21 protein-coding genes are annotated in these 16741 nt (G+C 60.5%); 8 read left to right on the forward strand and 13 right to left on the reverse strand.

Annotation, left to right across the window (positions count from 1 at the left end; genetic code table 11):
• Window positions 1-12: 12 nt before the first annotated feature.
• Both GTF44_RS05115 and GTF44_RS05120 read right to left on the reverse strand, forming a co-directional pair.
• Complete coding sequence (locus tag GTF44_RS05115; protein ID WP_145210969.1) at window positions 13-795, reverse strand: Bax inhibitor-1/YccA family protein; 783 nt, start codon at window positions 793-795, stop codon at window positions 13-15.
• Window positions 796-931: 136 nt separating this feature from the next.
• On the reverse strand, window positions 932-1144 hold the full coding sequence (locus GTF44_RS05120; RefSeq protein ID WP_171558006.1) for a DUF1127 domain-containing protein: 213 nt from the start codon (window positions 1142-1144) through the stop codon (window positions 932-934).
• Window positions 1145-1264: 120 nt separating this feature from the next.
• Here GTF44_RS05120 and GTF44_RS05125 point away from each other — a divergent pair, with 120 nt between their 5' ends.
• Window positions 1265-2119 carry a LysR family transcriptional regulator gene (locus GTF44_RS05125; protein ID WP_145210964.1) on the forward strand — a complete coding sequence of 285 codons (855 nt, stop codon included), beginning with the start codon at window positions 1265-1267 and terminating at the stop codon, window positions 2117-2119.
• Window positions 2120-2339: 220 nt separating this feature from the next.
• On the opposite strand, the gene GTF44_RS05130 is transcribed toward GTF44_RS05125, so the two are convergent.
• Window positions 2340-4397, reverse strand: a complete 2058-nt coding sequence (locus GTF44_RS05130; RefSeq protein WP_171558007.1) for a Hint domain-containing protein — start codon at window positions 4395-4397, stop codon at window positions 2340-2342.
• 243 nt (window positions 4398-4640) lie between these two features.
• Window positions 4641-5600: an NADPH:quinone oxidoreductase family protein gene (locus GTF44_RS05135; protein WP_171558009.1), complete on the reverse strand. Its 960-nt coding sequence runs from the start codon at window positions 5598-5600 to the stop codon at window positions 4641-4643.
• Between the two features lie 305 nt (window positions 5601-5905).
• Between GTF44_RS05135 and GTF44_RS05140 the strand changes: the two genes are divergently transcribed.
• The 3 genes from GTF44_RS05140 (at window position 5906) to GTF44_RS05150 (ending at window position 7779) form a co-directional block, all read left to right on the forward strand.
• Window positions 5906-6274, forward strand: coding sequence for a helix-turn-helix domain-containing protein (locus GTF44_RS05140; RefSeq protein ID WP_145210955.1), 369 nt, complete (start codon window positions 5906-5908; stop codon window positions 6272-6274).
• 80 nt (window positions 6275-6354) lie between these two features.
• Window positions 6355-7170, forward strand: coding sequence for a histidinol-phosphatase (hisN, locus tag GTF44_RS05145; protein WP_171558639.1), 816 nt, complete (start codon window positions 6355-6357; stop codon window positions 7168-7170).
• A gap of 147 nt (window positions 7171-7317) precedes the next feature.
• Window positions 7318-7779, forward strand: coding sequence for a CAP domain-containing protein (locus GTF44_RS05150; protein WP_253261154.1), 462 nt, complete (start codon window positions 7318-7320; stop codon window positions 7777-7779).
• Here GTF44_RS05150 and GTF44_RS05155 read toward each other — a convergent pair.
• From GTF44_RS05155 to GTF44_RS05165, 3 genes are read right to left on the reverse strand one after another with little or no spacing between them, the layout of a single operon-like run.
• Window positions 7776-8699, reverse strand: coding sequence for a DMT family transporter (locus GTF44_RS05155; protein WP_171558012.1), 924 nt, complete (start codon window positions 8697-8699; stop codon window positions 7776-7778). The genes GTF44_RS05150 and GTF44_RS05155 overlap by 4 nt on opposite strands.
• Complete coding sequence (locus GTF44_RS05160; RefSeq protein WP_171558014.1) at window positions 8696-9064, reverse strand: antibiotic biosynthesis monooxygenase; 369 nt, start codon at window positions 9062-9064, stop codon at window positions 8696-8698. Before GTF44_RS05160 ends, GTF44_RS05155 begins: the two co-directional genes overlap by 4 nt.
• The gene (locus GTF44_RS05165) at window positions 9061-9384 is read right to left on the reverse strand and encodes an NIPSNAP family protein (protein ID WP_171558016.1); all 324 of its coding nucleotides are present in this window, start codon (window positions 9382-9384) and stop codon (window positions 9061-9063) included. Before GTF44_RS05165 ends, GTF44_RS05160 begins: the two co-directional genes overlap by 4 nt.
• Before the next feature lie 75 nt (window positions 9385-9459).
• Between GTF44_RS05165 and GTF44_RS05170 the strand changes: the two genes are divergently transcribed.
• Window positions 9460-10143 (forward strand): helix-turn-helix transcriptional regulator, encoded by a 684-nt coding sequence (locus GTF44_RS05170; RefSeq protein WP_171558017.1) that lies wholly within the window; start codon window positions 9460-9462, stop codon window positions 10141-10143.
• Here GTF44_RS05170 and GTF44_RS05175 read toward each other — a convergent pair.
• The 3 genes from GTF44_RS05175 to ilvC form a co-directional block, all read right to left on the reverse strand.
• The gene (locus GTF44_RS05175; RefSeq protein WP_171558019.1) at window positions 10140-10706 is read right to left on the reverse strand and encodes a hemerythrin domain-containing protein; all 567 of its coding nucleotides are present in this window, start codon (window positions 10704-10706) and stop codon (window positions 10140-10142) included. The genes GTF44_RS05170 and GTF44_RS05175 overlap by 4 nt on opposite strands.
• Before the next feature lie 65 nt (window positions 10707-10771).
• The gene (locus GTF44_RS05180; protein ID WP_171558021.1) at window positions 10772-11098 is read right to left on the reverse strand and encodes a hypothetical protein; all 327 of its coding nucleotides are present in this window, start codon (window positions 11096-11098) and stop codon (window positions 10772-10774) included.
• 15 nt (window positions 11099-11113) lie between these two features.
• Complete coding sequence (gene ilvC / locus GTF44_RS05185) at window positions 11114-12136, reverse strand: ketol-acid reductoisomerase (RefSeq protein WP_145210928.1); 1023 nt, start codon at window positions 12134-12136, stop codon at window positions 11114-11116.
• Between the two features lie 140 nt (window positions 12137-12276).
• Between ilvC and GTF44_RS05190 the strand changes: the two genes are divergently transcribed.
• From GTF44_RS05190 to GTF44_RS05200, 3 genes are all read left to right on the forward strand, one after another.
• On the forward strand, window positions 12277-12732 hold the full coding sequence (locus GTF44_RS05190) for an Lrp/AsnC family transcriptional regulator (protein ID WP_171558023.1): 456 nt from the start codon (window positions 12277-12279) through the stop codon (window positions 12730-12732).
• Window positions 12729-13187, forward strand: coding sequence for an Lrp/AsnC family transcriptional regulator (locus GTF44_RS05195; RefSeq protein WP_145210923.1), 459 nt, complete (start codon window positions 12729-12731; stop codon window positions 13185-13187). Before GTF44_RS05190 ends, GTF44_RS05195 begins: the two co-directional genes overlap by 4 nt.
• Window positions 13188-13252: 65 nt before the next feature.
• Complete coding sequence (locus tag GTF44_RS05200) at window positions 13253-14383, forward strand: aminotransferase class V-fold PLP-dependent enzyme (RefSeq protein WP_171558024.1); 1131 nt, start codon at window positions 13253-13255, stop codon at window positions 14381-14383.
• A 13-nt stretch (window positions 14384-14396) separates the two neighbouring features.
• Here the strand turns inward: GTF44_RS05200 and GTF44_RS05205 are convergent, their stop codons facing one another.
• The 3 genes from GTF44_RS05205 to GTF44_RS05215 all read right to left on the reverse strand — a co-directional run bounded on the left by GTF44_RS05205 (window position 14397) and on the right by GTF44_RS05215 (window position 16664).
• Window positions 14397-15611 (reverse strand): UbiH/UbiF family hydroxylase, encoded by a 1215-nt coding sequence (locus tag GTF44_RS05205; RefSeq protein WP_171558026.1) that lies wholly within the window; start codon window positions 15609-15611, stop codon window positions 14397-14399.
• 57 nt (window positions 15612-15668) lie between these two features.
• Window positions 15669-15917: a hypothetical protein gene (locus GTF44_RS05210; protein ID WP_171558028.1), complete on the reverse strand. Its 249-nt coding sequence runs from the start codon at window positions 15915-15917 to the stop codon at window positions 15669-15671.
• A 99-nt stretch (window positions 15918-16016) separates the two neighbouring features.
• On the reverse strand, window positions 16017-16664 hold the full coding sequence (locus GTF44_RS05215) for a pyrimidine 5'-nucleotidase (RefSeq protein WP_171558029.1): 648 nt from the start codon (window positions 16662-16664) through the stop codon (window positions 16017-16019).
• Between the last annotated feature and the right edge of the window lie 77 nt (window positions 16665-16741).

Raw genomic sequence — 16741 nt, forward strand, 5'->3', positions numbered from 1 at the left:
GTTGTCGTCAGGCTATTCCTGTTGCCCCATGAACATCAGCAAGAACTGGAACATGTTCAGGAAGGCGATGTAGAGGCTGAGCGCGCCGTCGATAGCTGCTTTGTCCAGCCATTCCTGATCGCCATGGGCCGCGTGGGCCACATATTCGGTTTTGATCGCCTGGGTGTAGAAGGCGGTCAGACCGGCGAAGATCAGGATGCCGATGGCCGAGATTGCGAACATCATAGCGGGCGACTGCAGGAAGATGTTGACCACCATCGCCACGATCAGGCCGATCACGCCCATGATCAGGAAGGTGCCCATCCCTGAGAGGTCCCGCTTGGTCGTGTAGCCCCAGAGGCTCAGCCCCGCGAAGGCGATGGCCGTCACCAAAAAGGTCTGCACGATCGAATAGGGCGTGAAGACCAGGAAGATCGAGCTCATCGACACGCCCATCACGGCGGCAAAGACGAAGAAGCCAAGCGACACGGCCGCGGCGGAACCACGACGCATCAGAGCGCCCCAACCGAAGAGGATGAAAGCCAGCGGTGCAAACATCACCACCCAACGCAACGGCGTTGTGAACAGAACCTCGCCCAGACCAGTCAGATAGGCGCCATCGCGCAGCGCCACCGTCGCCCCGGTCGGGTCGCTGGTCACGGCCAGATTGGCAATCGCCCAGGCCGCAGCAGCGGTGATCGCCATACCACCGGACATGGTGGCGTAGACCTTGTTCATATGGGCGCGCAGGCCCTGATCGATCTCGGCCTGGCTAACGGCTGCGCCGCGGGTCCGGATCGTGTCGAATTCTGCCATGTGGTCCTCCACTTAATTGGCCGTTTGGGGCGCAATAAAAAAACGCCCATCCTTGCCGTTGAATATTGGCGAGGATGGGCGCTTTTTCAAGCTATCTTGGCGTACGCCGAGCCGGGAATCGGATAGTTTTTTACTATCAGTAGCGCCAAGTCTGCGGCACATCCCAAATCGGGCGGGCCGTTTCAATCGAGATCTCTTCGTTCGAAAGGCCAAGGTCGCGGCGGGCATTGGCATCCAGCGAAGCCAGTGCGCGGCGCTGACGCCAGACGGCGAATGCGGTCGAGATCAGGTGGAACAGGCCTGCCTGGCGGGCAGGGAGGGCGCGGTGATGTGCAACGGTATGAGCCATGACAAGTCCTTTCGTTTTTGTGATGGGTCTTGGGGAAGACATTTCGATGCTTGATATATGGAGCAGGAATGTGCATTTTAAAAACGAATATTTCTGAAGTTTGACATCAAGGAATGTGATATGCCTCGGAACCTCGATATGACGGCCCTGCGCTCCTTCGTGACTGTCGCGGATGCGGGCGGTGTGACCAAGGCCAGTGGCTTTTTGAACCTGACCCAATCGGCCGTGTCGATGCAGCTCAAGCGACTGGAAGAAAGTCTTGGTGTTACGCTTCTGGACCGCACCGCGCGGCGGCTGTCTCTGACCGGCGCGGGGGAGCAGATGTTAGGCTATGCCCGGCGGATGTTGGAGTTGAATGACGAGGTTCTGGGCCGTCTGACGGCCAAGGAGTACGAGGGCGAGCTGATCCTCGGCGTACCGCATGACATCGTCTATCCCGCGATCCCGCAGGTGCTGCACCGGTTCAATGCGGCTTATCCGCGGATGAAGGTGCAACTAATGTCATCTTATACGTCCCGCCTGAAACGGATGTTCGACCGGGGGGAGATCGACGTGATCCTGACCACCGAGGACCATCTGGATACGGGCGGCGAGACACTCCGCGAACGCCCTTTGGTCTGGGTGGGGGCGCAGGATGGCCAAGTTTGGAAACAACGCCCGCTGCGCCTCGCGTTCGAGCATAACTGTATCTTCCGCAAAGCCGTCCAGTCGGCGCTGGATGCCCATGCGATCAGTTGGGAAATGGCGGTCGAAAGTGATTCAACACGTACCGTTGAGGCGTCGGTTAGCGCCGATCTGGCGATTCATGCCAGCATCGCAGGCACCGAGCCGCCCTATGTGGAGCGGGTACAACATAACGGCACTCTGCCAGAGCTGCCGTCGGTCAAGATCAACATGTATCGGGCGGAGTTGGCGGGCGATGAACCCGCCCAGGCGTTGACCGACCTAGTGCGGCAGGCTTTCCGCGCAAGCTAATCCAGCGGGCCCATCATATCTTCGAAGACCTGCTTGGCCAGCTTTGTGCCATCAGGGTCGCCGGTGGTCTTTAAACGGGTAAATCGCTCGGCCCAGGGGGAGGTGCGTACCCGGGTCAGTGGCGTGTTTGACAGCGAAAGCAAATGGGCCGGCGCGGCATGTTCGGGAAACAGATGATCGTTTGACCTACACCGCACGAAGTTGAAGAGGACGTCCTGGTCTAAGCGAGGATCAGTTGCGCTTCATGCGCCTTGGCGCAGCGTCGGGCTGTGTCGCCGTAGACGTTCGGGTCGGCGCGGAGATGTGGGAATTGCCGAAAGAGATCGTCTCGGCCTTCGTTACTCAATGCCTCCAACCCCTGATCGCCCAGATGGAAGCTCTCGGTCGCCGCGCCCTCGGCATAAACGATCTGGTGCCGGTCAAACATCATGTGGATGTAGGTGACGAAACCACGCTCTTCCTGCTTGATGGAGCGCCCATTGATCAGGTGTTTTGCTGCGACCAACACCTCGTCTTCGCCAAAGGTCAACTCTGCGCGGTAGCCCTCAACCAACATCCGGTGCTGTGGCGAGACCAATAGCGGCCGCTTGGCCCCAAACGCGCCACCCGCGTCAATTTGGACCGGAGCGAACTTGCCGACACCGGGCACCATACGGCTGCCAATCCAGCGGATCGGTTGCACGCCATCGTCCCGGGTGACCACCAAATCTCCGGCCTTCAAGGTCTCGATCGCACGCTCACCATGGGGCGTTAGGATCCGCGTGCCCGGCGTGAAGCAGATAATGTTCTCGATCTCATTGAAAAAGAGTGTCGAGCCATCGTTGAGGATCGCATACCCGCTCAACCCGCCGGACGCGTCGTCGGAATTGGTGATCACGACCGAGCTCAGCGGCGCAATCCCGTTCAGATCAAGCGTATCTCCACCGATCTCGCCGCCTTCGCCGCCCGTGATGGTGATGTCTTGCGCGCCGGCTTCACCGAGATCGGTGAGAATGAAGAGATCGTCGCCGTCGCCGCCTGTGGCAACGTCCCCCTCTGCGATGTTGATCGTATCGTTGCCGGCACCACCGGCGATCGTGTCATCGCCCGTGCCGCCGGTCAGTAGGTCGTCGCCGCCGCCGCCATCGATATCGTCGGCACCGCCGCCGCCATCAATCGTGTCATTGCCGTCTGGTGTTGGCACACTGTCGAAATGAATGTCGCTGACCCAGATCGCCTGCGTGCCATCGTCGAGATTGGAATAGATGATCTCGATTTGCGACACCGGGCCGGCGATCTCGACCAAGACGGACCCGCCCAGATCGTCGGGCGATTCCCCAACGGTTTCGGCGGTGATCGTATTGCCGCTGACCGTATCGCCGCCGCCGGGGGTCAATGTCACCGTGACCGGATTGCCATCGGCGTCAAAGGCGTTGACCGTCACTTCATCTTGGTGATTGCCCGAGGCCCAATCGATATCGTTGATCCGGAACTGGACGTTTTCGACCTCGCCCGAATAGGCGGGATTGCCTGTCGAGAAATCGATCGTTGTGGTCGAGGTTGGCCCATCTCCATTGCCCCAAAGCCGCAGGCTCGACGTGCTGCCGAAGGGCTCGCCGCTTCCGACATAGATATCGTCGGTCGATTCGATCTCGAATTCCGGCGTGTTGTTGCCGGTATTGGTGAAGCTCAGCGTGACATCGATCTCGCCCGTCGATTGCGTGAAGCCAGCTGAGACATCGGCCTCATCGGCCGCCACATTCTCCCAGACCAGGGCTTCTGAGGTGACGGCTGCCGCCGGCCCACTGTCGCCGTGAATGACGTCAGCGCCGCCGCCGCCTTCGATCGAGTCGTCGCCCGCGCCGCCAAAGATCGTGTCGGCACCACCGCCCGCGATCACCGTGTCGTCGCCGTCACCCGCCACGACGCTGTCGGCTCCACCGCTGACTTGGCTGCCATCCTCGTCGACATAAGAGCCGTCGATTAGGTCATCGCCGTCGGTGCCTTCGACGATCCCGTCATCTTGGGAATAAGCGGGGGCAGACACGACGCTTGAACTGGTCAGCGTATCGACCGGCCCAAAGTCGGGGACAAAATAAACGTTGCCGTCGGTCGCCTCGTAATAGACGCCCGGTTCCAACTCATTGGTGAACGTGGTACCGCTCCAGGTGCCCGACCATTCCCACTGACCCGCGCCGATGGTGGAGGCGGTGGTGAACGTGACCAGCCCGCCGGAAATGCTGTCGCCAGCATCCAGCGCGGAATTCGTTCCTAAGCTGACCAGATAGCCATCGGGCATATCCTGCGCTCCACCTCAAAGCGGGTGTGTCCACCCAATGTCGGGCCGCGCGGAGATCCTGACCTTGTCCAGGGCAGCCGCATTGCCCCAAATGCCCGGTTGCCGGGCGTATTGCTTCAAGGTTCCGTAGGGGGCTGCTGCGGCGGGATTTCGCTTCAGCCAAGGCGATTTAGGGGCACCCCGCCTTGGTGGTGCCATAATTCACCGGCGGTGCGGCCGATACGGGTCTTGGCGGGCCGCCAATTAGGGCGTCACGACCACTTTCCCCGTGGATTTTCGCGCTTTCAGCAAGGCCAAGGCGTCCCCAGCTTCGGCGAGCGGGAAACGGGCGCCGATATGCGGTCTGAGACCGCCGTCGCGATAGAGATCGAACAGGGTCGCCAAGCTCCTAGTCAAGGTCTCAGGCGCAAATCCCATATAGCCACCCCAATAGAGCCCGATCACCGAAATATTCTTGACCAACAAATGATTAGCAGGAATTTTCGGCACCTCGCCGCTGGCAAAGCCGATGGTCAAGATCCGCCCCTCGGGGTTGGTCGCTCGCATCGCCGCAGTGAACTGATCGCCGCCGACCGCGTCATAGACAACATCTGCACCGCCCAGAGCCTTCACCTCGGCGCGGAGATCACTGCTCTCGCTGTCGATCAGATGTGTGGCCCCCGCGGCCTTGGCCACCGCCAGCTTTTCCGCCCCGCGCGCGCAAGCGATAACTTCGGCGCCCATCCGCGCACCGATCTCGACCGCAGTGAGACCAACACCGCCAGCCGCTCCCAAGACCAACAACCGCTCGCCAGGCTGCAACCGTGCGCGATGGTCCAACGCCAGATGGGATGTGCCATACGCGATCAGAAACCCGGCTGCGTCTTCAAACGGCATCTGATCCGGGATCTCGATGCAGCGTGCCGCTGGAAAACAACCAAACTCGGCCAAGCCACCTTGACCAGCAAACACAGCCACCCGCGTGCCAATCGCGGGACCGCTCACGCCCTCGCCCAAGCCGCGGACCGTGCCTGCGATCTCCATGCCAAGGGTGAAGGGCGGCGGCGGCGTATCCTGGTATTGGCCTTTGATCATCAACAGATCGGCGAAGTTCAGACCGCACGCCGCGATTTCAATCAGCACCTCGCCTTTGCCCGGCGCGAGCGTCTCGATTTCAGCCAGGGCAGGGGGGCTGTCAAAGTCACTTACGCGATAGGCACGCATCTGTTGAAATCCTTTCTCTTGCGGTCGGTCGCAGGCTAAGCTGCGGCGCAGCAAAGAGCCAGCGCGAAGACAGGCTGAAAATCTGAGCTAGTTGATCCACATCATTGTTGAACACGCCTAGGTAGAGTAGTTTTAACCTATGCCTGCGATAGTAGGCGTTAGCTGACTTGGCTGCGGATATGTATCTGATAGCTGCTATTCGGAGACGGTCTCGATAGGCTGCCGCCTGTGTGAAGCGGCATCAATGACGGCGCGCGTTGCGCCGTGGCAGTGAGGCTAAGTCTTGTAAGGTAAGGAGAAAACCAGTGAAACACCCTGTTGATGTCCATGTCGGCAAACGTGTGCGCCATCGCCGATGGATGGTGGGCATGACACAGCAACAGCTGGCCGAAAAGGTGGGGATTAAGTTCCAGCAGATACAGAAATACGAAACCGGCATGAACCGTGTCAGTGCTTCTCGGCTTTGGGATATTGCCGAAGCGTTGAGTGTGCCGGTGGCCTATTTCTTCGAAGGCTTGGATGGGGCCGAAGATAAGGCGACTGAGACGGCGGTACCGGGAGATATCCTAGCCGACAAGGAAGCGCTGGAGCTTGTCCGGTCGTATTACGCGATCCCTGAAAATCAGCGTCGGCGTCTGTTTGAACTGGCCCGTGTTTTGTCTGACGCGGCCTAAGCCCTGTTGACGCCCATTGGGCGGCATGCGACCCCGGCTCTTGCAACTTAACGTTCCCAAGAGCTTGTGAGATGTCGCCTATGCCGCCCGCCGCAAATCATTCCATGCCCGTTGACGAACTGCGCGCTGTTGCGCATGCGCTGGCTGATGCTGCCCGCGCGGCGACCTTGCCGCATTTCCGCGCGCCTGGCCTTGTGACGGAAAACAAACAAGAAGCGGGATTTGATCCCGTAACGCAGGCCGATCGGCAGGCCGAGGCGGCGATGCGTGCCGTGCTTGCAGAGCGCCGGCCCGAAGACGGCATCCTTGGCGAGGAAGACGAAGACGTGCCGAGCCGATCCGGGCTAACCTGGGTGCTCGACCCGATTGATGGCACCCGCGGTTTTATTGCGGGGACCCCGACCTGGGGCGTCCTGATCGGCCTACAGGCGGAGGCCGGGCCGATCTATGGGCTGATTGATCAACCCTATATTGGAGAGCGGTTCGAAGGCGGTTTTGGCCATGCCGCGGTGGCGGGCCCTCATGGCGTTGCACCGCTGAAGACACGCCAGACGGACGACCTAGCCGACGCGGTGCTTTTCACCACATTCCCCGAGATTGGAACAGCTGCCGAGCGGGCCGGCTTCGAGGCCGTTCGTGATCAGGTTAGGCTGACCCGTTATGGCATGGATTGCTACGCCTATGCGCTTCTGGCGGTGGGGCAGGTCGATCTGGTCATTGAGGCGGGGTTGCACAGCTATGATATCGCCGCGCCGATTGCGGTGATCGAAGCGGCCGGTGGTGTGGTCACCAATTGGCAAGGTGAGCCGGCCCATCCCGGCGGGCGCGTTGTGGCGACGGCCAACCCGGTTCTCCATGCTGCGGCATTGGCTCTGCTGCGAGAGGTTCCTGCCTAAATCTGGCGACTTGCTCTGAGAGCGTAGCGTTCATTTGGGCAACAGCCGATCCCTGCCGAATTCTTTCGCGCGGGAACACCCCCTTGCGGACCGGCATCGGCTCCCGCAGACTCCGCTCAAACGCAGTTCCAATCAATGAGACAGGCCATGATCCGCTTCACCGCTTTGCTTCTTGTCACAGCTCTTGCCGCCTGCGCCCCCGCGCCAGGGACGGAACGGGTCCCGTTGGCGTCGACGGGGATGATCGCGCAGGCCAATACCTTGATCTCGGTGCAACGGGCGGGCGCAGGCATCCTGCGCCCCTTGGTGCATAGCCCCGCGCTTCAGGCCGCAGCGCAGGCTCATGCCGACGATATGTCAGCGACCGGCGGGATCAGTCATACCGGCAGCGATGGGTCGAGCCTGACCGATCGTGTGAACCGGGCCGGATATACAGCCTGTTTCACGGCGGAAAATGTCGCGCAAGGGCAGACTGATACGCGGAGTGCGATTGCCGCTTGGACCAATTCTGCGGCCCACCAAGCGAATATGGTCAACCCCAACGCCTCGCAATTCGGCTTCGCGCGCGCGGGCAATACGTGGGTTCTTGTGCTGGCGCGGCCCTGCTAACGGGGGCCGAATAGGCTTCGCCATTGGCTGAGCAAGATGCCCGCAAGGATCAGGCCGAGCGCCCAGAAGAGCGTTGCGGGCAAGGCTTCGCCCATCAAAGTGATCCCGAAAATCACCGCCCAGACGGGCACCATATAGCTGACCAGGCTCATGAACATTGAACCCGCCGTGGTGATCACGCGCACGCGAATGATCGCGGCAAGGCCGGTGGGCAGAAGCGCGACATAGATTAGCGCCGCGGTTGGAAGGGTCGGAAAATCTGTCGGCACCCCCTCGGTGATTAGCGCGACGGGCATCATCACGACGGCGGCGGCCAGCAGCGTTGCGGTCGCAAAGCTCACCGGCGGCATTTTGGGCGCCCGCCGGGTCATGACCGAGCCGATTGCATAACATCCTGCTGCGCCGATGCAGGCGAGCCGACCAAGCCATTCTGCGTCGCGCCCCGTACTGTCGAATGCGCCGTCACCAACCAATAAAATAAGGCCAAAGAAGCCCAAGGTGACCCCCGCGATCCGTTTGGGGCCAATGCCCTCCTCGGGCGAGAAAATGGCAACAAGTGGCAAGACCAAGAGCGGCACCGCCCCCATTGCCACGCCAGCAAAGGCCGAGGGCACATGGCTCAACCCCCAAGAGAGAAATGAAAAGGGCAGCGCGACCGAGACCGTGCCGATCACGATGGAATACCCCCACGCGCGCATGCCTTTGATCTGCCCCAACCCTTGGCCGATCAACGGCCCGGCTAGGATCAAGGCCAGCGCGCCCAGTGCGGTCCGGCCAGCCGTCACCGTCCAGACGCCAAAGCCTTCGAGTGCGGTTGAGACCCCCATAAAAGCCGTGCCCCAGATCACGCCGAGGCCGAGGATGAGCGCCCAGTTGAGTGCGCCAGGCCGGTCTGGGTTGGGTAAGGTGGTTGGGCTCATGCCCCCTGACCATTGTCGGGCGTGTCATGAATCGCCACGCTGTCGTCGGGGGCTTGAGCTCGGTCAAACATCCCATAGTCGCGAATCACACCCGCCACACGCAGCCGATAGTCGGCAAAGAGCTGATCTCGACCGGATGTCTGTGCCCCCCGATGATTGGGTAGATTCCGCCAGCTCTCCAATGCGCGCTCATCTTCGAAAAACGAGAGCGATAGTAGTTTTCCTGGCTCGGTCAGGCTTTCGAACCGCTCGACCGAAATAAACCCGGGCAGCGCCTCAAGCTCCGGCTTGATCCGCGCCGCGATGTCCAGATAGGCGTCGCGGTGATCCGCTTTCGGCCACAGCTCAAATATCACGGCGATCATCGGCGGTCTCCATCAGTGTCAGACACCCGTTTCAACCAGGTCCGATCCTCACGCAAGAGGAATTTCTCTTTCTGAGCAAAGGCATAATTCTCTTGGCCAAGGGGGTCGGCGGCCAGACGGGCGCGATAGGCCTCATAAGCGGCGAGATTATCGATATTGTAGAGGCCATAGGCCAAAGTGCTCGATCCTTCATGCGGCGCGAAGTACCCGATGAGGTCGGCGCCGCAGCGTGGGATCGCCTTGCCCCAATTGCGGGCATATTGCGTGAACTGGTCCCTTTTGGTCGGATCGATATGATAACGAATGATACAGGTGAGCATCGAGGTTCCTTTCTGTGATCTCACGGCCTGATCTACCGTATCGACCTGCGCGAATGCTTCGGTTATGGTCGAACTATGAAAGAAGGGCCCGATATTGCTTTCATTGCCGCGTTGATCGGTGATCCGGCGCGTGCGAATATCCTGACCGCGCTGATGGATGGTCGGGCGCTGACCGCGTCGGAGCTGGCGGTTGAGGCCGGCGTAACGGCCCAAACGGCCAGCGCGCATCTGGCGAAATTGGCCGATGGCGGGTTGCTGAAACCCCGAAAGCGAGGACGGCATAAGTATTTTGCGCTGGCCCATGACGAAGTGGCCGAGGTGTTGGAGCGGTTGATGGGTCTTTCCGCGGGTCTGTCCCGCGCCCGAACCCGCACCGGGCCGCGCGATGACGCGCTGCGCCATGCGCGGGTGTGTTACAATCATCTGGCAGGGGCTATGGGAATCCGGCTCTATGACAGTCTCTTGGCCCAGGGCCTGGTGGAGGAAACCAAGGTTGGGCCCGTGTTGAGTCCGGCAGGCGCAGAGGCTGTGATGGCCTTTGGCGTGGATCTGCCCGAGCTGCGCGCAAGGCGGGCGCCGCTCTGCCGAGAGTGTCTCGATTGGTCCGAGCGCCGCTCCCATCTTGCGGGCTCTTTGGGCAGGGCCCTTTTCGCCCGGATCGAGGCGCTTGGTTGGGCGCGGCGCGACCCCAAAAGCCGCGCCGTCCTGTTTTCCGATGCCGGGCAAAGCGCCTTCGAGGCGCAGTTTCCGGGTCCCTAGCCCCGCATTTTGTGATGCAGCAGGATTGGGACGATCAGGTCTTCTTCATCTTCTAGATGCCGGGCCAGAAACCCTTCGATCTCCGCCGCGGTGTCCCTTAGCGTTTTGGCCTCTTCCCTGGCCTGGGCCTCGTCCAGTTGGATCAATTTTATCACCCGATTGGCCTGCCCGGTGATCCGCTCCAAGACCTCATCCAAGGTTTCATGATCGCTTTCCAATGTCTCCAGCCCAGTAGCGAACCGATCATCAACGCCCTGAATCTCCGGGAAAAACGACCGGTCTTCCCAGGTGTGGTGGCCGTGTAAGTTGCGCACCATGAGATTGCCGAAATAGCCCAGGCGCGCGCCGTAATCTTCCGGTGCGCGGGCTTTGCCAAGATAGGCCTCGGTGTCCAGCCGGACCAGTTCTCCCAACTGACGAAAGCCCAAATGAGCCCCCATCCAATTGCGAATGGATTGCGCGAAATGCGGGTGATCGGGCCAGGCCTCCCGTGGATACTCCGCAAGCAAAGTCTCCACATCCGAGGGCCACCCCGTACGGGTATGGATATCAAGATGTGTCATGACAGGGCAGATGGGGGTGTGTGGATTTGTTACAAGATAACAAAAATGCACCAAATCTGTGCGCGCTACGGTGTGGTGTACTCCACGGCCCATCCTTGCCCGCACCAGCTGCGAGTGGTGATGAAGCGGCAGGAGACTTCCGTGCCATCAGGGAGAGTGTAGCGTTCGGTCAGGCCGAACGAGCCTTCGGGATCGGGCAAGGCAAAGGCCGCGTCCGTAGGCGCAGGTTCGCCACCCCGCCAAACCGGATAGCGCTCCCCCTCAAACACCAAATCAAACGGCGCGTCCCCGTGGGTGCGCGCCGTTAAATGCGTCAGACCGCCGTCGAGGATTAGGCCGAGGGCCACCACCGCGACAGACAATCTGACGATGCGTTTTTGAACCGGGGTCATGCCCCTGGTTTGGCCTTAGTTCTTGGCCTTGTCCACCATTTTGCCTGCGGAGATCCAAGGCATCATCCCGCGCAAGGTCTCGCCGACCTGTTCGATCTGATGCTCGTCGTTCAGGCGACGCGTGGCTTTGAACGAGGGCTGACCCACAGCGTTTTCAACCATGAAGTCGCGGACGAATTTGCCGGTCTGAATATCGGTCAGAACCGCTTTCATCCGGGCTTTGGTCTCATCATAGGGCAGGATGCGGGGGCCGCTGACATATTCGCCATATTCGGCGGTGTTGGAGATCGAATAGTTCATGTTGGCGATGCCGCCTTCATAGATCAGATCGACGATCAGCTTCACCTCGTGCAGGCACTCGAAATAGGCCATTTCGGGCTCATACCCGGCCTCGACCAGGGTCTCAAAGCCCATCCGGATCAGCTCGACCAAACCGCCGCAGAGCACGGCTTGCTCGCCGAAGAGATCCGTCTCACATTCCTCGCGGAAATTGGTCTCGATGATACCGGAGCGGCCACCGCCGATGGCCGAGCAATAGCTGAGGCCAAGCTCCAGAGCTTTACCCGAGGCGTCGTTATGCACCGCAACGAGGCACGGCACGCCGCCGCCTTTGGTATATTCGCCGCGTACGGTGTGGCCCGGGCCTTTCGGCGCCATCATGATCACATCGACGCCGGGCTTCGGCTCGATCAATCCAAAATGCACGTTCAACCCGTGCGCGAAGGCAATCGCCGCACCTTCGCGCAGATTGTCATGCACGTATTTCTTGTAGGTTTCGGCCTGCAATTCATCGGGCATGGTGAACATGATGAGGTCACACCAGGCCGCGGCCTCGGCAATGCCCATGACTTTCAGACCTTCGCCCTCGGCTTTGGCGGCAGAGGCGGAGCCTTCGCGCAGCGCCACAACGACGTTTTTCGCGCCGCTGTCGCGCAGGTTCAGCGCATGGGCGTGACCCTGGCTGCCATAGCCCAGAATGGCCACTTTTTTGTCTTTGATCAGGTTGATGTCGCAATCCCGGTCGTAATACACGCGCATGTCTTGATGCTCCTTGTTGGCATGTCTCTCTGGCCGCAGACCATACGGGGAAGAAGACGTGATATCGCATGAGTCTTGGCAAGTTTTACTAAGTATGCGAGAAAATCATTCGCCTATATGGAGTAATGCGAGAGATATCTATGCTTGATGACAGCGACAGGCGACTCCTCCGCCATCTCCAGGCCGATCCTGAGCAATCGATGGCTGCGCTCAGTACGGCGACCGGCATCCCCGTGGCCACCTGCTACAAACGCCGCGACCGATTGCGCGAGCAGGGTGTTTTGCGTGGTCAGCGGATGGTCCTGAACTGGCCTGCGCTTGGGTTCACGGTGGAAGTGTCGCTCCGCGTGACGCTCGACAAGACCAATCCACGCGCTTTCGATGAGTTCCTCACGGCCGCGCGTGACGTGCCGGAAGTCACTGAAATTCAAACCTTTCTGGGGCGTGTCGATGTGCGGTTAACGGTGATTGCCCGGACCATGCCGCATTATCAGGAGATCTATCGGGCGCGCATTCTGACCTTGCCGCATATCGCCGATATCGAAGCGCTGATGCATGTGGCGACGATCAAAGACGCGGAGGCGCTGCCGATATGATCGATCTCGACGCCATCGACCGTGATATCCTGCGCGCGCTGCAAGCGGATGCGACGCTGAAAGCCTCTGAACTCGGGCGCCGATTTGGTCTCAGCCAACCCGCCGCATGGCGTCGTGTGAAGCGGCTGCAAGAAGCCGGCGTGTGGCAGACTCGCCGCCTAGACCTCGACACGGAGAAGCTGGGCTTCGGTGTGACCGTGTTTTTGGGTGTGAAACTTGCCACGAAAGGCCGCGTGAGCTTGGAAGACTTCGAGCGCGCCGTGTCGGCGATCCCGGAGGTGCAGACGGTGCAGCATGTCTTGGGGCTTTACGATTACCGCCTGCGTGTTGTCGCGCGCGATTTGAGCGATTTTGAGCGTGTGCTCCGCCGCCGGATCATGACCCTGCCCGGCGTTGGAAATGTCGAGGCCAATGTGCTCCTCTCCGAAGAGCGCCGCCCGGGTCCGCTTGGGTGACATTCCGTCCGTTGCCAGCTTGCCCGGACCTCGCTACCCATTGGCGTAAGCAAATGGAGGATGAAATGACCGCACTTCTCGACACCGTCGACCCGGAGGGGCTTCTGGAATACTCGGTCGTTTTCACCGACCGCTCGCTCAATCATATGAGCCAGACCTTTCGCACCGTGATGACCGATATCGGCGCGATGATGAAAGAGGTCTATCACGCCGATGCTGTGGCGATCATCCCCGGCGGCGGCACCTATGCGATGGAGGCCGTGGCTCGGCAATTTGCCCAAGATGCCAAGGTGTTGGTGGTCCGCAATGGATGGTTCTCCTTCCGCTGGTCGCAAATTCTCGATGCCAAGGGTTTCGGGGGAGAGACGACGGTGATGAAGGCGCGGGCGGCGGGAAATGCCGCCACATCGCCCTTTGCGCCTGCCCCGATTGAAGAGGTTACGGCTCGTATTCTGGCAGAAAAGCCCGATATCGTTTTCGCCCCCCATGTGGAAACCTCCGCAGGGATCATCTTGCCCGACGAGTATGTCACCGCCCTGGCCGCCGCCGCCCATGAGGTGGGGGCGCTGATGGTGCTTGATTGCATCGCCTCGGGCTGCATCTGGGTCGATATGAAGGCGACAGGTGTCGACGTTCTGATCTCGGCGCCTCAGAAGGGGTGGTCCGCGTCCCCTTCCGCCGGGGTTGTGATGATGTCAGATCGGGCCGTTGCTCGGATGGAGGGCACCAGTTCCAACAGTTTTGCCGTCGATCTGAACAAATGGCATCAGATCATGTTGGCCTATGAAGGTGGCGGGCATGCCTATCACGCGACGATGCCGACGGATGCATTGCGTGGCTTCCGCGATACCATGTTGGAAACCCGCGAATACGGCTTTGAAAAGCTGAAAGAGAACCAATGGGCGCTTGGGCGCGCTGTCCGCGCGTTGCTGGCCGAAAAGGGCGTCAAATCTGTCGCCGCCGAAGGGTTTGGCGCGCCGGGCGTGGTGGTCAGCTATACCGATGATCCCGACATTCAAAACGGCAGTAAGTTTGCCGCTTTGGGGATGCAGATCGCGGCGGGTGTGCCCTTGCAGGTCGATGAGCCGGCGGGGTTCATGACCTTCCGGTTGGGCCTCTTTGGCCTCGATAAGCTCTACGATGTGGAGGGTGCGGTGGCGCGTCTTCGCGCAGTGGTGGATCAGGTCTTCCCCTGATCCGCCCCCGCGCTCAGGACGCGCGGCCAGAGGTGCCCAATCCGGCCCGCATCAACACCCGGCGGACTGGGGCCACAGAATAAAACAGGTTCAGCGCATGCATCCGCGCATCGCGGAGCCCCTGCGCCTCGACCATCGACGCGCGGTTTAGCGCATCCACACCCGTCACCCGGGCCAGAACCTCCGTGTGGCGTATCCGGTTGTATTTTTTCAGCAGGTCGCGCGCGCCGGGGTCATCTCGGTGCGCCTCGGCCAGCTCGAGCAGCGCGCGCAAATCTCCAAGGCTCATATTGAGCCCTTGGGCGCCGATTGGGGGTACCACATGCGCAGCCTCGGCGATCAAAGCGACCCGTTCCGCCTCCATCCGTTCCGCATATTGGCTGATAATCGGCCAGATTGTCCGTCGTGAAACCAGGGTCAGCGGGCCAAACAGATGCCCCGAGCGATCCGACATTTCGCGTTCGAAATCAGCGGTGTCGAGGGCCATCAACCGTTTCGTCTCTGGCCCGCGCTCCATCCAAACCACGGCGGAGGAAGGGTGCCCTTCATAATCCGGCAAAGGCACCAGCGTGAATGGCCCGCCAGAGCGGTGAATCTCGGTAGAGACATTCTCATGCGGGGTCGGATGGGTGACCGCGAAGGCCAGCGCCTTCTGGCCATAGCGCATTGTTTTTGTGTCGATACCCACCGCTTCGCGCACCGGCGAGTTGCGGCCATCAGCGGCGACAACCAAACGCGCGCGCACCTGCGTGTCGTCGCTCAAACCAACGCGCGCCTCGGCTTGCCGCGTCAGGACCTGTGTCGTTGCGGTGCCGGGGCGGAAATCGACATTGGGCAACGCGTCGAGAAAAGACAGAATTTCGCGGCGCAGCAGCCAGTTGGGCAAGTTCCACCCAAAGGGCGCATCCGAGATATCGGCGGCGTTGAAGTCATGCGCCACACGCGGTTCTGTGGTCTCGCCGCCGGCATCCACAATCCGCATGATCTGAAGCGGCATGGCAAACGGCGCAAACCGGTCCCAAAGCCCGATTTTGTCCAAGAAAGTCTGTGAAGGTTGCAAGAACGCCGTGGTCCGCAGGTCCGACCCCTCGGCGTCGCGTTCTGTGATTGGCGGCGCCGGATCAACGCATATGACGGAAAACCCAGCTTGGCCAAAGGCCGAAGCTGCGATCAATCCGGCGACGCCGCCGCCGGAGACCAGAATATCGGTATCAATCACCTCTGCCATAGCCCAGAGATAGGCCGCATTCAGCAGAGGGTCGAAGCGTCAAACGCGCACAGGGTCCTAGCCCATCGTGATGCGGATCAGCGTTAAAAACATAACCGCAACCATGATCAGCGCCGGGATGATCAAGCCAGCATAGCCAAAAATAATGAAAGCAGACGCCCAAAGGCTCACCAGCATGGCAACGGCGTAAAACGGCGTGTCCTCATCGCCTTCCACAATCTCGCGCGCCATCCGTCCGATCAGCGGAATGCGATATGTGATTTTACGGGTGAAATGGCCGGTATCGGCCGCAGATGTCATCGTCATTTGGATCTCCTGTTCGCTCCGCCAGATGTGGTTCGTGACAGGGGAATTGCGATGGTCCTTATCGCCGCAGTGCAGCAGCCGTGAGCGCGACAAAAGCGCTTAGCGGATCAAGCGCGACAAAAATGCGGTGAGATCATCGGTGTGATGATGGATGTGGTCCGCCGGATCGGGCTCTGGTGCGACATGCACCGTGCGCAACCCCATGGCATGGGGGGCGGCCAGGTTGCGGGGGTCATCTTCAAACATCGCGGCGCGGGTTGGGGTCAATCCGTCGGCGTCAAAGATGGCCTGAAACGCGCGGACCTCTGGCTTTGGGCGGAAATTGGCATGTTCCACGCCATAGATTGCGTCAAAGAGGCCGGACAATCCACGATGGGCGATCACCTGCTCGGCATAAGGTGCGGTGCCATTGGTATAGATGATCCGACGGCCAGGCAGGGCCGCGATCCGTGCGGCGAGATCCGGGTCGGGGGCGAGGACCGTGAAATCGATCTCATGCACCTCGGTGAGATACGGCCCGGGGTCGACGCCGTGAATATCCATCAAGCCCGCCAAAGTCGTGCCGTGCTCGCGCCAGTATTTCTGACGTAGCCGATTTGCCTCCACCTGATCAACGCCAAGCGCCTCCATGACATATGCGGTCATGCGGATATTGATCTGATCAAACAACGCCATTTCCGGAGGGTAAAGCGTGTGATCAAGGTCGAAGACCCAGGTTTCGACATGAGAGAAGTGTTCGGCAGGCATAGTGAGGGTTTAGGCAAGGGCAAAGGGCGCGGCAAGGGGGTGCTTGTGTTGCGGCGCGTGCCCGCCTAGCCTCGCCT

Source organism: Roseobacter sp. HKCCD6576-2 (genome assembly GCF_013179285.1).
GTDB lineage: Bacteria > Pseudomonadota > Alphaproteobacteria > Rhodobacterales > Rhodobacteraceae > Rhodophyticola > Rhodophyticola oceani.